Origin of the sequence: Pseudomonas sp. WS 5079, from assembly GCF_012985465.1 — a bacterium.
Taxonomy (GTDB): domain Bacteria; phylum Pseudomonadota; class Gammaproteobacteria; order Pseudomonadales; family Pseudomonadaceae; genus Aquipseudomonas.
Genome location: NZ_JAAQWN010000001.1, coordinates 1 through 13335, shown reverse-complemented (window position 1 = coordinate 13335; position 13335 = coordinate 1). Strand labels below are relative to the sequence as shown.

14 protein-coding genes and 1 pseudogene are annotated in these 13335 nt (G+C 63.1%); 14 read left to right on the top strand and 1 reads right to left on the bottom strand.

Annotated elements, in window-relative coordinates:
- The first annotated feature begins 161 nt into the window (after positions 1 to 161).
- The 3 genes from tatA to tatC are packed head-to-tail and all read left to right on the top strand — an operon-like array spanning position 162 to position 1413.
- A complete protein-coding gene (gene tatA, locus HBO05_RS29460) occupies positions 162 to 377 on the top strand; it encodes a twin-arginine translocase TatA/TatE family subunit (protein WP_346266504.1) in 216 nt (71 codons plus the stop codon).
- Positions 377 to 670, top strand: a complete 294-nt coding sequence (tatB, locus tag HBO05_RS00065; protein WP_172311107.1) for a Sec-independent protein translocase protein TatB — start codon at positions 377 to 379, stop codon at positions 668 to 670. The genes tatA and tatB overlap by 1 nt, the downstream gene beginning before the upstream one ends.
- The gene (gene tatC / locus HBO05_RS00060; RefSeq protein WP_169955806.1) at positions 667 to 1413 is read left to right on the top strand and encodes a twin-arginine translocase subunit TatC; all 747 of its coding nucleotides are present in this window, start codon (positions 667 to 669) and stop codon (positions 1411 to 1413) included. Before tatB ends, tatC begins: the two co-directional genes overlap by 4 nt.
- Before the next feature lie 50 nt (positions 1414 to 1463).
- Here tatC and HBO05_RS00055 read toward each other — a convergent pair whose 3' ends face one another.
- Positions 1464 to 1916 (bottom strand): Lrp/AsnC family transcriptional regulator, encoded by a 453-nt coding sequence (locus tag HBO05_RS00055; RefSeq protein ID WP_169955805.1) that lies wholly within the window; start codon positions 1914 to 1916, stop codon positions 1464 to 1466.
- 106 nt (positions 1917 to 2022) lie between these two features.
- On the opposite strand from HBO05_RS00055, the gene HBO05_RS00050 reads away from it, so the two are divergent.
- The 11 genes and pseudogenes from HBO05_RS00050 to HBO05_RS29070 all read left to right on the top strand — a co-directional run.
- Entirely contained in the window at positions 2023 to 2640 is a 618-nt protein-coding gene (locus HBO05_RS00050; RefSeq protein ID WP_170058049.1) for a LysE family translocator, read from the top strand.
- 178 nt (positions 2641 to 2818) lie between these two features.
- Positions 2819 to 3331, top strand: coding sequence for a MarR family transcriptional regulator (locus HBO05_RS00045; RefSeq protein ID WP_038441617.1), 513 nt, complete (start codon positions 2819 to 2821; stop codon positions 3329 to 3331).
- 50 nt (positions 3332 to 3381) lie between these two features.
- On the top strand, positions 3382 to 4311 hold the full coding sequence (locus HBO05_RS00040) for a GNAT family N-acetyltransferase (RefSeq protein WP_172311105.1): 930 nt from the start codon (positions 3382 to 3384) through the stop codon (positions 4309 to 4311).
- A 34-nt stretch (positions 4312 to 4345) separates the two neighbouring features.
- Positions 4346 to 5212, top strand: a complete 867-nt coding sequence (locus HBO05_RS00035; protein WP_169955802.1) for a class I SAM-dependent methyltransferase — start codon at positions 4346 to 4348, stop codon at positions 5210 to 5212.
- On the top strand, positions 5202 to 6839 hold the full coding sequence (locus HBO05_RS00030) for an FAD-binding oxidoreductase (RefSeq protein WP_170058048.1): 1638 nt from the start codon (positions 5202 to 5204) through the stop codon (positions 6837 to 6839). The genes HBO05_RS00035 and HBO05_RS00030 overlap by 11 nt, the downstream gene beginning before the upstream one ends.
- Positions 6836 to 7600, top strand: coding sequence for a hypothetical protein (locus tag HBO05_RS00025; RefSeq protein WP_169955800.1), 765 nt, complete (start codon positions 6836 to 6838; stop codon positions 7598 to 7600). The genes HBO05_RS00030 and HBO05_RS00025 overlap by 4 nt, the downstream gene beginning before the upstream one ends.
- A gap of 19 nt (positions 7601 to 7619) precedes the next feature.
- Positions 7620 to 8261, top strand: a complete 642-nt coding sequence (locus tag HBO05_RS00020) for a peroxiredoxin-like family protein (protein WP_169955799.1) — start codon at positions 7620 to 7622, stop codon at positions 8259 to 8261.
- Positions 8262 to 8324: 63 nt separating this feature from the next.
- The gene (locus HBO05_RS00015) at positions 8325 to 9995 is read left to right on the top strand and encodes a tryptophan 7-halogenase (RefSeq protein ID WP_170058047.1); all 1671 of its coding nucleotides are present in this window, start codon (positions 8325 to 8327) and stop codon (positions 9993 to 9995) included.
- Between the two features lie 5 nt (positions 9996 to 10000).
- Positions 10001 to 11473, top strand: a complete 1473-nt coding sequence (locus HBO05_RS00010; protein WP_262381354.1) for an amidase — start codon at positions 10001 to 10003, stop codon at positions 11471 to 11473.
- 24 nt (positions 11474 to 11497) lie between these two features.
- Positions 11498 to 12835 (top strand): cation:proton antiporter, encoded by a 1338-nt coding sequence (locus HBO05_RS00005; RefSeq protein ID WP_172311101.1) that lies wholly within the window; start codon positions 11498 to 11500, stop codon positions 12833 to 12835.
- A 93-nt stretch (positions 12836 to 12928) separates the two neighbouring features.
- A pseudogene (locus HBO05_RS29070) lies at positions 12929 to 13335 on the top strand (hypothetical protein); the annotation flags it as partial.

Sequence of the window (13335 nt, the reverse complement as noted above, 5' to 3'; positions counted from 1 at the left end):
TGCCCAGCCACCTTTTATGTAGATCCTGGCGACAGTCAACACAGTGGATGTTTCAACCAGGTGGCAGGCTCACACAATTCCCGCAAAAACGTCACCGCGCCGTCATAAAGCCTCGGCAAACTGCGCCTTCATATTTCAAATCAATGGCTTGGAGTGGCGTTATGGGTGGTATAGGGATTTGGCAACTGGTCATCGTGCTGCTGATCGTGGTGATGCTGTTCGGCACCCGGCGCCTCAAGGGCCTGGGCAGTGATGTGGGTGAGGCCATCAAGGGCTTTCGCTCCTCCATGGGCAACGAACCGGGCGCCCAGGCGGCGCAAAAGACCAGCCTTGAGGTGCAAGGCGAACCTCAGCGACCTGCAGACAGCAAACACTGATGTTCGATATCGGGTTTAGCGAACTGCTGCTGGTGGGCCTGGTGGCTCTGCTGGTGCTGGGCCCCGAACGCCTGCCGATTGCCGCGCGCAATGCCGGGCTGTGGCTGGGCCGGGCCAAGCGGGCGATGAATACGCTCAAGGCCCAGGTCACCCAGGAACTGGACCACGAGCACCTGTTGCAAAGCATCGACCAGCAACCCTTGCGGCAACTGGAGCAGCAACTGCGCGACGGTATCCGCCTGGAGGCCCCGCCGCCAGCCACCACCACCTCCCCAGGACAACCTGCCCCATGAGCGACCTGCCCTTGCCTGCCCCGCGCCTGTCGGTGACCGGCCACCTGACCCGGCTGCGCTCGCGCCTGGTGCGCTGCGTCCTGGCGATCCTCCTGGTGTTTTGCGCGTTGTTCCCCTTTGCGCAGCAGCTCTACAGTTTCGTCTCGCAGCCGTTGCGCGATTTCCTGCCCAGCGGCGCAACCATGATTGCCACCGGGGTGACCTCGCCGTTTCTGGCGCCGCTCAAGCTGACCATGATGATCGCCCTGTTCATCAGCATGCCGCTGTTGCTGCACCAGGCCTGGGGCATGATCGCACCGGCGGTGTATCGCCAGGAACGCCGCACCGCCGCCTGGTTGCTAGCCGCCAGCGTAGTGCTGTTTTACGCGGGCATGGCGTTCGCGTTTTTCCTGGTGTTCCCGATGATGTTCGGCTTCTTTACCAGCGTGACCCCGGACGGCGTGGCGATGATGACCGATATCGCCCTGTACCTGGACTTCATCCTCGCGCTGTTGCTGGCGTTCGGCTTGGCCTTTGAAATCCCGGTGGCCACCTTCTTGGTGATCTGGGCCGGGATTACCGATGTCCAGACCCTGCAAAAGAGCCGGCCCTATGTGATCGTCGGCTGCTTTGTGGTGGGCATGCTGCTGACCCCGCCCGATGTGTTTTCGCAAACCATGCTGGCGGTGCCGATGTGGATTCTGTTCGAGCTGGGGCTGCTGGCCAGCCGGTCGGTGAGCAAGCCGCGCACCGAGGTGACGTAGGGGCCTCACGGCGCATGGGAGCGCCGCACCAATGAGGCGCTACGCCATGATCACAACGGTAGCGGACGGTCCTGGATCACCCGTTTCATCACCAGGGTCGAAGTCAGGCGCTGCACGTTGGGCAGTGTCGACAGGCTCTCATCGTAGAGCCGTTGAAAGGCCGGCAGATCCTGGGTGATCACATGCAGCAGGTAATCCGGCTCGCCGAACAGGCGCTGGGCATCCACTACCTGGGCAATTTCCAGCAACGCCGCTTCAAAGGCCGCCACTGCGGGCCGGTCGCCTTCGCGCAGGGTGACAAAGACCATTGCCGAGAAGTTCAGGCCGACTGCGCCGGGGTCCAGCAAGGCGCGGTAGCCGAGCAGTACCCCGGACTCCTCCAGGGCCTTGACCCGTCGATGGCACGGGGAAAGGCTCAGCCCCACACGGTCGGCAAGCTCGGTGACCGACAGGCGCCCGTCTTTTTGCAGCTCGCAGAGAATCTTTCGATCAATTCGGTCCACTTAGAAGATTCTCCCAATTCAAGGCCTTGCGCCAGGTATCTTTGAAAGCAAATTCTAACTGAATTTCATTATTCTTCCTGCACATTCCTACAGGGAGAACAAAACAATGACGTGGACCGCTGTGCTTGCCTTTTGGGCAGTGTCGATTCTGTTTGTGCTGACGCCCGGCGCCGATTGGGCCTACGCGATTGCGGCGGGCTTGAAGGGGCGCAGGGTCATCCCCGCAGTGGCTGGGCTGCTGTGCGGCCACTTACTTGCCACCCTGGTCGTGGCGGGCGGCGTGGGTAGCCTGGTGACCCGTCACCCTGCTGCGCTGTCAGTGCTGACGGTTGCCGGGGCCGGCTACTTGCTGTGGCTCGGCATCAATATGCTGGCCCACCCTGCCACACCCCATGCGCACGCCAGCCGGGAGGCCAATAGCTGGCAGCGCTGGATGCTCAAGGGGTTGTGCATCAGTGGACTGAACCCCAAGGTTTTCCTGCTGTTCCTCGCGCTGTTGCCCCAGTTCACCGAGCCTGGTGCCACCTGGCCGGTGTCGCTGCAGATGGTGCTGCTAGGGCTGATTCATACCCTCAGCTGTGCGGTGGTCTACCTGCTAGTGGGGTTTGGCGCGCAGGCCGTGTTGCAGGCACGTCCGGTTGCCGCGCGCTATGTCAGCGGCGTTTCGGGCGCGGCAATGATCGTGATTGCCGGGGTGCTGCTCGGCGAAGAACTCCTCGGTTGAGCGCGGTCAGTAGTTGCCGGCCACTGACAATGCTCGCCCAAAAACTGGCATCCGCCTCAAACATACTCACTGTGGTTTTGCACCACAAACCTTGCCGATCGAAGCGCCCTGCCCCGTGCTTGCAACGAAGAATAAACAAAATGTTGACTTAGTAAGGCACCAAGATAAACTGCGCCTTATGAATATTTTAGAGAACAAACACCACATCATGCTGCGCGAGCTTGACGGGGTGCCAGCCGAGGTCAGGGACAGCGTCAAGCTGTGCTTCGAGCTGCTGTCGGCTGCGGCCGCGATCAATCGTGTGTGTGCCATCCGCCTGGCCCGCTACAACCTGTCGGAGGGCCGCTTCGTCATCATGCTCACCCTCAAGAGCGCCGGCGGGAAACTGTCGCCACTGGAATTGGCGACGCGCCTGTCGATCACCACCGGCACCGTGACCGGCTTGCTCGATGGCCTGCAGGGCGACGGCTTTATCAAGCGCAAGACCGACCCTACCGACCGGCGCAAGCTGATCATCAGCCTGACCGCCGACGGTAAGCGCGTGGTCGATGAGGTGTTTGCCGAACACACCGATTGGATCAGCGGCATCATCCAGGGCTTGAGCCTTGAACAGCGCCAGGCGTTGTCCGAGTCGATCTATTGCATCTCGGCCAGCCACGCGCTGTCCCAGCAACTACCGGATGGGCATTAGGCCCGGGCGTCAATTGCTTCAATCGCGGTAGTCACACAAGGAGGTGTTTGATGCTGCACAGTCAACGAGTGATGACCAATTTCGGCAGGAAGCCACGCATTCACAGTGGCGTCGATGTCATCCGCCACAGCATGGTTTCCCTGGAGCGCTACATTCCCCCGGCGCTGTATCGGCGCCTGTTTATCCAGCGTATCGCCCGCCATCCCCTGGCCATCGAAGGCTTTGAGTTTCGCCCGGTGCAAAGCCTGTTCGAACTCGAAGAGGCGTTGCGCCTGGTCAACGACAGCTATGCGCGGCGCGGTATCTCTACGGTGTGCCGGGCCGGCATGCGCTTTTGCGCGTTTCATCTGCTGCCCAGCACTACCACCTTCGTGGCGATCAAGGACCGACAGATCGTCGGCACGGTGTCGTTGATCGAAGACTCCATGCTCGGCCTGCCCCTGGAAGAGGTGCATGGCAATGAGGTGGTGCTGCAACGCCTGGCGGGCGGGCGGCTGGCCGAGGTCGGCACCCTGGCCGTGGCCGCCGGGTATCGCGGCAATGGTGTGCCGTTGATGCTCTACAACGCGATGTTTCGCTGGGCCATGCATTTTCGCGGGGTGCAGCGGCTGCTGATCGCCGTGCACCCACGGGCGGGGGCGTTTTATCGCAATGTGCTGTTCTTCTCGCCCATGGGCCGGGTGCAGCCCTACACCAAGCTCAACAACGCCTTGTCGCTGCCCCTGTCGCTGGACCTGGGCGATGCGCCGGCGATATTCCAGCAGGCCTATCAGCGTCCCTCCCTGGGGTTTGCCGTGGAAGGCCAGCGCACGCACTTCTTCGATTTTTTCTGCCGCAGCGACTACGCCCACATCCGCCTGCCCGCCACCGGCAGCGTACGCCACTGGGACGCGCACGAAGTGCTGACCCATATGGCCCGCTGCGGCGTGCATGGCCGCAACCTGTCGCCACGGATCCAGCGGGCGCTGGCCCTGGCGTAAGCACGTTCAAACGTCATTTCATGGAGGAAGCAGTATGGACAGCGGATTGCTGCGCGCGATATTCAGAGAAATAACGATCAAGCAGCCCTTCGAGCGTATACCCGAGCCTGCGTTGGTCATGGAACAGCAGCAGAGTGTGGCGTCCTACGCCGACAGCGCCGCCCAGGGCCAGGCCTTGTCCGGCACCCACCTTTATCACTGTGCGCAGATGTGCGCGCTGATCAAGCCCGGCGACGTGGTGCTGGACATCGGCTGCGGCCCGGCGGCCCTGTTGCTGCAAGTGGCACGGCTCAACCCACGGGCCGAATTCATCGGCATGGACCTGTCGCAGAATATGCTGGAGGTGGCCCGTGAAGCGTGCCACCAGCAAGGCATCGACAACGTCCAGCTGATTGCAGATGACATGACCCGGCTCGCCACGATCGCTGACCGCAGCGTGGATGTGGTGATCTCGTCGATGGCCCTGCATCACCTGGAAAACCTCGGCCAGTTGGAAGGCACTTTTCGCAATATCTCCCGGGTGCTGCGCAATGACCGGGCGATCTACCTGAATGACTTCGGGCGCCTGAAAACCATCGAGTCCGTCGACTACTTTGTCGAGCGCGCCAGCGACGGCGCAGACGCCGAAACCCTGCTGGACTACCGCAATTCGCTGCTGGCCGCGTTCTCCCTGGAGGAATTCCAGACCCTGGCCGCCAGCTACCTGGGCCCTTGCGCCAAGGTCTACAGCACCGCGTTCAGCCCGTTGATGATGGTGATCCGCACGCCCAAGCGCCGTTGCGTCAGGGTGCTCAAACCCGAGTTCCGCCGCCGCTACAGTGCGCTGCCCGCCAGTCGCCAGGCGGATGTGAACCAGCTGCGCCTGTTCCTGCGCCTCGGAGGCTTGGCCAGTGCCTTTTGAATCCGCCCACCTGACGCTCGCCCAGCAGCAGTGGCGCGAGGTGCTCGGTGACGCGGGGGTGCGCGTCGACGCGGCAAGCATCGAGCGCTTCCAGCAAGACACCATGTGCTCCGCCGCGTATGCCAGGGTGGTGATTGCGCCACGCTGCACCGAGCAAGTTTCGGCGTGCATGGCGATCGCCCGGCGCTATGGAGTTGCCGTGCACCCGATCAGCACCGGGCACAACTGGGGCTACGGCACCGCTTCGACCACCGACGCCCGCTGCGTGCTGATGGACTTGAGCGCAATGAACCGGATTCTGGCGTTCGATGAGGCGCTGTCGGTGGTGACCCTGGAGCCTGGGGTGACCCAGGGCGACCTCGCTCGCTACCTGCAGGAGCACAACCTGCCCTGGATGACGCCAGTCACCGGCGCCGGCCCGACCTGCAGCGTGCTCGGCAATGCCCTTGAGCGTGGCTTCGGCATCACCCCCCATACCGACCATTTCCAGGCGGTACTGGGCCTTGAAGCGGTGCTGGCAGACGGAACCTTGTACCGCTCGCCCATGGCCCTGGGAGGCAGCGCGCCCTGTTTCAAATGGGGTGTGGGGCCGTACCTCGACGGCCTGTTCAGCCAGAGCGGGCTGGGCGTGGTGACGCAAATGTCGATTGCCCTGGTGCGCAAGCCCGAGGTTATCCAGCCGTTTTACTTCTGGGTGGATGAAGAACAAGGGTTGGAAGCAGCCCTGGCGGGTATCAAGCGCATGCTTGACCTGGCCCCCGGGCAGATCGGCGGCATCAACCTGATGAACCGTACGCGGCTGCTGACCATGGCCAGTGAAGACACCCAGGTGGTGGGCATGAGCGAAGAACAGCAACGGGCCGCCGCCGATGCCCTGGGCCTGCCCGCATGGATGGGCGTGGGTTCGATCTATTGCCAGAAGGCGCAGCACGCCTCGCTCAAACGCATGATCAGCATTGAGCTTGAGCCCTTCGCCAGCAAATCGCTGTTCAAGACCCGGGGCCAATTGACTGCGGCACGGCGCCTGCTGGGGTATCTGCCCGGTGGCTGGTCCCGGCGCTGGCAACTGACCCTGGGCAAAATGCTGCAAGGCATCGACCTGATGGAAGGCCAGCCCAGCGAAGTGGCCTTGCCGCTGGCCTACACCGCCGGCGCCAAGCCGCTGCCGGATGCGCCGCTGAACCCGGCACGGGATAACTGCGGGCTGATCTGGTACGCGCCGATCCTGCCGCTCAAGACCCAGGAAGTCGCCGACTTTGTGCGCACCCTGCAGCGTCGGTGCCGCCAACAGCAAATGCCTTGCCCGGTGACGCTGACCAGCCTGTCGAGCCGTGCCATTGACTGCACCGTGCCGCTGCTGTTCGACCGCACGCACGCCCAGGCCTCGGCCCGTGCCCACGAGTGCTATCGCCAGCTGTTTGCCGAAGGCAAGGCGCTGGGTGTGTTGCCGTATCGCGTGCCCGCCAGCTTCATGCACCTGTTGACTGACTCCCAGGGGCCCGCCTGGCAACTTGGGGCGCGGATCAAGGCGGCACTGGATCCCGACAACCTGCTTTCCCCGGGGCGCTATTGCGCCGCCAGCCCAACACCTGAACAGCCCACGACCGCGTCGGTGGTATCGATATGAGTGAAGAACGCAAAGACCTGATTGACCAGGGCCGCCTGGCCACGCGCAACCTGGGCGAATGCCTGGCCGTTGACCAGGTGGCGCTGGCGCGCGCCATTGCCCCGCAGTTGGAGCCTACCCTGGCCCAAACACTGCTCGGCGCAGCCCAGGCCAGCCAGGCGCTGGGCATTTCCAAGAAAGTCGCCGGCCTGGGCCTGGCGCTGGGGCAGTGGCTGGAAAGCACCGCCCTGCCCTTGCGCGAGCAGACCTGGCGCCTGCTGCTGGAGCATCCTTCGGACACCGTGCGCAGTTGGGCGGCCTTCGCCAACGCTTATTGCGAACGCCACAGCGAGCTGGAACAGGCCTTGCTGAGCCAGTTCCAGTTCGCCACCGACCCGCACTTTGGGGTGCGCGAATGGGCCTGGATTGCCTTGCGACCGCTGCTGGCCCAGGACCTGGCGGCGGCGCTGGTGCTACTACGCGGCCATGCCCGCAGCGACGACCCGCTGATCCGCCGTTTCTGCGTGGAAATCCTGCGCCCGCGCGGGGTTTGGTGCGAACACATCGCCCAACTCAAGAGCGAGCCGCAAATCGCCGAGCCACTGCTGATTGCCATGCTCGATGAAACCGACAAATACGCCCAGGACTCGGTGGCCAACTGGATCAACGACGCCAGCAAGACCCGCCCGGACTGGGTGCGGGATTTGTTCGAGCGCTACCCACCCAGCGGCAAAGCCGCCAGCAGGATTTTTACCCGGGCTACCCGCAGCCTCTCTCAATAGCCGTGAACAGGAGTCACCCATGTCGCTCAAGGAAAAGCTACAAACCGTCAAGGACCAGATGGCCCAGCTGCCTGCCGAGGTCCTGCACAAGTTCCAGGCATCGCTGCAGACGCTGCTCGACAGCCATCTGGACGACAAGGCCCTGAAGGCCAACGACAAGGCGCCCCTGGCGGTGCTCAAGGATGCTGATGAGCAGGATGTGGACCTCAATCAACTGCTGAAAAAAGGCCCGCTGGTGCTGGTGTTCTACCGAGGCCTGTGGTGCCCCTTCTGCGGGCAGGCGTTGACGGCCTACCAGCAAATGGTCGCGGACCTGGCGGCCTCGGGCGCCACCCTGGTGGCGGTGTCGGCGCAGACCCCGCAGTTCTCGCGCAAGACCCGTGAAGCCCTCGGCCTCGACTACCTGTTGCTCAGCGATGCCGACAACCAGTTGGCGCGCCAGTACGGCATCGTGTTCAAGCTCGAAGACGAGCTGGATGAGGTCTACCGCTCCCTGGGCGCCGACCTCAAGCTGTTCAACGGCTCCGACGCCCTGACCCTGCCGATGGCCAGCGCCTTTGTGATCGGCCAGGACGGGCTGATCCGCGCCGCCTTCGTCAACGTGGACTACTCGCAACGGGTAGAGCCACAGGTATTGATCACGGCCGCCAGCCGCGCATAACCGGCAACGCTCGCCGAAGGCACCCACGCCTTCGGCGATCCCACTTGTTCAGGGACTGACGACATGAAACGAATCGCAATCATGGGGGCCGGCGTCGCCGGTCACCTGGCCGCGCTGTACTTCAAGAAAAGGCTACCGGGTGTCGAAGTCATCCTGATCGGGCGCCCGGACCGCAAGCGCCCGATCGTCGGCGAGTCCACGGTCGAGTTGACCACCCACTTCTTCAAGGGCCTGGGGCTGGGGCGCCTGCTGGAAGAAAAGCACTACCACAAGTACGGCCTGACCTATTACCTGAAGCTGCGCAACAACCCCGAGTGCCGCAACTACGTGGTCCACGAGGCACCCGGCGTGATCCGCATGCCGGCCTACAACCTCAACCGCTTCAGTTTCGACAAGGACCTGCGCCAGATCGTCGGCGAGCATCAAGTAGACATGATCGAGGCCGACGTCACCGCCGTCGACCTCAACGCCGGCGAGCACGCCACCCATCTACTGACCCTGCGCAGCGCCGCCGACGAGCAACAGCAACTGACCGCCGACTGGGTGGTGGACGCCACAGGCCGCAATCGCTTCATGGCAAAAAAGCTCAAGCTGCACAAAGAGGCGACCTACCAGCGCAGTACCTTCTGGCTCAGGCTCAAGGACTTCGACCGCAGCATCTTGTCCAGCATCACCGCGCACAAGGACAAGCATCACTGTTACGACCCGTACTACGTGACTCACCATTTCTACGGCAAGGGCTACTGGATCTGGATGATCCCGATGCGCAGCGATGATGGCAACGAGATGATCAGCATCGGTATCACCTACCGCCCAGACATGATCGAGGAAAAAATCAGCACCCTGGAGGCCTTCAAAAACAAGGTCATGGCCGACCACCCGGTCATCACCGAGCTGATCGAGTCGGGCCAGTTGGTCGATACCCAGGCCATGCACAACTACATGTACGAGGCGCGGCAGTACTACTCGACCGAAGGCTGGTTCCTGCTGGGTGACGCGGCCTTTACCTTCGACCCGGCCAACAGCGCCGGGCTGGCCTATGTGGCGCAGCAGATCCCGCAGGTGGCGGCGATGATCGAGAAGGACATCCATGGCAGCCTCACGCCCGCCTACGTCAACTGCCTGGAATCGCATATCCAGGCGCAACTGGCCCTGCAGGACACCTGGAGCAAGTGGTACGAGGTGATGGACGACCCGTTCATGATGGGCTGGACCCTGCTGTTCGCCAACATGGCGTACTTCCATGTGGTGCTGCCGATGTACATGACCGGGGACTTTCTCGATGGTCACCAGGCCCAGCAGTTCGCCGACCTGCTGCCGCGCTATACCCGCGAGATGCAACCCTCGCCGCTGCCGTTTGCCTGCCTGCTGCAAGAGATCCGCCGCTCCAACCCGGGCTTGAGCCCGACGATGATGCCCAACCTTTACTCGCGCACCATCAACTTCGACCTGTACAAGGCCGAAAACCGCGCACGGCCGATCTACGCATCCAACTATTACCTGCGCTCGGCACTGCTGCGGGTGCGGCTGATGAAAATGGTCAAGTGGTCGCTGTCGGCACGTCACCTCACGTTGCTACTGCGCCATGGCTGTGGCGCCGTGCAGGACCTGGCACGGGCGGCGGTCCTGCGCCTGCGGCCTTCGCTGTTCTACAAATATGGCGAGTCGCCGGAGCTGCTCAAGTCGCCGTTTGGCAAGGAAGGTGGCTTCCTCGACCTGGTACGTCGCGGATGAACGGCATGGCGCAGGTTGGGGCAGACCTGTTGGAACTGAGTGCCGTGCAACTGGCGGGGTTGATCCGCGGCAAACAGATTTCCCCCGTGGAGCTGATCGAGCAATGCATTGCGCGCCTGGAGCAGGTCCAGCCACTGTGCAATGCGATGGCGGTCGACCTGTTCGCGGCGGCCCGCGACGCCGCTCGCCGGGCCGAAAATGATGTGCTTGAGGGGCGGCCGCTGGGACGCTTGCATGGCGTGCCCTTCTCCATGAAGGAGGGCCTGGGCCTTGCGGGGCAGCCCAAGACCTGCGGCTCACGCCTGCGCCGCAACACCCGCGCCCACAGCACCGCCACGGTGGCCGCACGGCTGATGGCCGCCGGCGCCATCCCCCTGGCCCTGGGCAATCAGGCCGAAATGGCCCTGTGGCCCGAGACGGACAACCTGGTATATGGCCGCACACTCAACCCCTACGACACCTCGCGCACCGCCGGTGGCAGCAGCGGCGGCGACTCGGTGCTGGTGGCCAGCGGATGCGTGCCCTTTGCCCTGGGCACCGACGGTGGCGGCTCGATCCGGATCCCGGCGGCGTTCAATGGGATCTTTGGCTTGAAGCCATCGCGGGGGCTGGTGCCGCTGAGCGGGCATCTGCCGCTGGACGAACACCGCGTGTCGCTGCCGGTGTCCCAGGCCGTTGCCAGCCACTTTGCGGCCGGCCCGTTGTGCCGCTACGCAGAGGACCTGGGCGCCGTGCTGGAAGTCATCGCGGGCAGCGACGGGATCGACCGCAATATCCACTCGGACTATCAACAACCGGCCCGGGCGACAACGCTCAAGCGCGTGTTCGTGTGCCTGCCGGACCCTCTGAAGTGGGGTACGCCACTCTCGCCCGCCGTGACGGCGGCGGTGATCGAGACCGGCCAGCGCTATGCAGACCAGGGCGTGGATGTGCAAGCCTGGAATGAGGGGTGTTTTGCCAACGCCTTTTTTATCTGGCTGGCCGTACTCAAGTGCGAGACCCGCATCCACCTGGCCGACTACCTCGGGGATGGGCAGCCACTGAATTATCCACGGGCGTTGTATGCCGCCCTCGCCGGCAAGCCGCAGTTTTCCCGGGGGCCACTGCTCGCCAGCCTGATGGACAGTTGCGGCGATCGGCTAGGCAACCCCGGGCTCTCGCGGTTCCTCAAGCAGCGCGATCATTTGCAGCAGGCCCTGGCCGGGCTGTTCGACGGCCAGAGCATGCTGGTGCTGCCCGCCACGCCGACCGTGGCACCGGCGCATGGCAGTGCCCTGAAGCGCCCGTTCGATATTGGCTATTGCGCGCTGTTCAATGTGCTCGGTTTCCCGGCCCTTTGCGTGCCCATGGGGCGCCTCGACGAGGGCTGCCCGGTGGCCGTGCAACTGGTCGCCGGGCTGGGACAGGACGCGTTGTTACTGGAAGCCGCGCGCTTTCTGGAAATGGAATTCGGCGGCTGGCGCAAGCCCCCGCTCTGACACCTCAAGTACTAGGACATCCCCATGCAAACCAACACCAGCGCTATCACGCTACAAGCCCCTGCGCCTGCGGGCGGGCAATCGGCCGTGGGTTCCCAGGCCGAGCATTTGACCCTGTTGTTCCTGATCCAACTGATCGTGATTTTCAGCGCCAGCCGCCTGATTTCCTGGCTCAGCACCCGCTGCCTGGGGCAAACCCCGGTGGCCGGGGAAATTCTCGCCGGGCTGGTCCTGGGCCCGAGCCTGCTGGGCTATTTTTTCCCGGAGCTGCTCAGCAGTATCTTTGTGCCGCAAACCTCCACCGCCTTTGTCGCCACGGCCCAGGTCGGCCTGATTCTGTTGATGTTCCAGGTGGGCCTGGAATTTGAATTCGGCGCCCACCTCAAGGGGCGTAAACGCTCGATCATGGCGATCAGCCTGGGTGGGCTGCTGGTGCCGTTTGCCAGTGGCTTCCTGGTGGCCGAGTATTTCTGGCAACAGATCGTCGGCGACAAGCCCCCGCTGCTGGCCTTCCAGCTGTTTTTTGCCACGGCGCTGTCGATCACCGCCCTGCCGATCCTCGGGCGGATCTTCATGGAACTGGGGCTGTCCCGCTCCCGCGTGGCCACCCTGACGATTGGCGCGGCCGCCATCGATGATGTGTGCGGCTGGCTGATCCTCGGTGGGGTGACGTCGATCATCGCGTCCAACTTCAGCGTGTGGGCCTCCCTGGGCAGGATCCTTGCGCTGGCCGTGTTTATCGTGCTGGTGCTGTGGGTGGTGCGGCCCTTGGTGCTGCGCTGGATCATCGGCGACCTGGAGCGCAAACCGCTGTCGGCCCAGGGTATTTCCCTGATGCTGATCGTGCTGTTTGGCAGTGCGGTGATTACCAACCTGATCGGCGTATTTTCGATTATTGGCGGCTTTATCATCGGCGTCGCTTTGCACACCCACCGACCCTTTGTCACACAGTGGAATGCCAAGGTCAGCGGCCTGGTCAATGCGTTTTTCCTGCCGGTGTTCTTTGCCTACACCGGCCTGCGCACCGACATCGGCTCGCTCAACGGCGACACGGCGCTGCTCAATTGCTTTTTGGTGTGCCTGGTGGCGTTCGCCAGTAAATTCTTCGGGGCCTACGGCGCCAGCCGCTGGCTGGGCGAGACAACGCGCAACAGCGCGCTGATCGGCGTGTGCATGAACACCCGGGCGCTGATGGAACTGGTGGTGCTCAACGTGGGCTATGACCTGGGCGTGTTGCCCAAGGAGTACTTCACCATGCTGGTGATCATGGCCATCATCAGTACCTTTATCGCCTCGCCCCTGATCCGCCTGCTGACGAGCGAGGAGCGTCGCGTGCCGGTGGGCCAAGCTGCGGTGAAATAAGAGACCTGACACCCGGCGTCATCGTTGACGATTTTCGCCGGCAAGCCGGCTCCTACAGGGTCAGATGAGCCCCGGCTTTTTGTAGGAGCTGGCTTGCCGGCGAAAAACGCAAACTGGCTGCGTTTCTGCAGGTTGCCCGCATTATCGTTGACGATTTTCGCCGGCAAGCCGGCTCCTACAAGGTCAGATGAGCCCCGGCTTTTTGTAGGAGCTGGCTTGCCAGCGAAAAACGCAGACTGGCTGCGTTTCGGCAGGTTGCCCGCATTATCGTTGACGATTTTCGCCGGCAAGCCGGCTCCTACAGAGTCAGATGAGCCCCGGCTTTTTGTAGGAGCTGGCTTGCCAGCGAAAAACGCAAACTGGCTGCGTTTCTGCAGGTTGCCCGCATTATCGTTGACGATTTTCGCCGGCAAGCCGGCTCCTACAGAGTCAGATGAGCCCCGGCTTTTTGTAGGAGCTGGCTTGCCAGCGAAAAACGCAAACTGGCTACGTTTCTGCAG

Coding starts and splice junctions, on each gene's coding strand:
- HBO05_RS00025 (WP_169955800.1), top strand. CDS start 6,836: ATGAGTGAAGAACGCAAAGACCTGATTGACCAGGGCCGCCTGGCCACG.
- HBO05_RS00050 (WP_170058049.1), top strand. CDS start 2,023: ATGACGTGGACCGCTGTGCTTGCCTTTTGGGCAGTGTCGATTCTGTTT.
- tatB (WP_172311107.1), top strand. CDS start 377: ATGTTCGATATCGGGTTTAGCGAACTGCTGCTGGTGGGCCTGGTGGCT.
- HBO05_RS00015 (WP_170058047.1), top strand. CDS start 8,325: ATGAAACGAATCGCAATCATGGGGGCCGGCGTCGCCGGTCACCTGGCC.
- tatC (WP_169955806.1), top strand. CDS start 667: ATGAGCGACCTGCCCTTGCCTGCCCCGCGCCTGTCGGTGACCGGCCAC.
- tatA (WP_346266504.1), top strand. CDS start 162: ATGGGTGGTATAGGGATTTGGCAACTGGTCATCGTGCTGCTGATCGTG.
- HBO05_RS00045 (WP_038441617.1), top strand. CDS start 2,819: ATGAATATTTTAGAGAACAAACACCACATCATGCTGCGCGAGCTTGAC.
- HBO05_RS00010 (WP_262381354.1), top strand. CDS start 10,001: ATGGCGCAGGTTGGGGCAGACCTGTTGGAACTGAGTGCCGTGCAACTG.
- HBO05_RS00035 (WP_169955802.1), top strand. CDS start 4,346: ATGGACAGCGGATTGCTGCGCGCGATATTCAGAGAAATAACGATCAAG.
- HBO05_RS00040 (WP_172311105.1), top strand. CDS start 3,382: ATGCTGCACAGTCAACGAGTGATGACCAATTTCGGCAGGAAGCCACGC.
- HBO05_RS00005 (WP_172311101.1), top strand. CDS start 11,498: ATGCAAACCAACACCAGCGCTATCACGCTACAAGCCCCTGCGCCTGCG.
- HBO05_RS00020 (WP_169955799.1), top strand. CDS start 7,620: ATGTCGCTCAAGGAAAAGCTACAAACCGTCAAGGACCAGATGGCCCAG.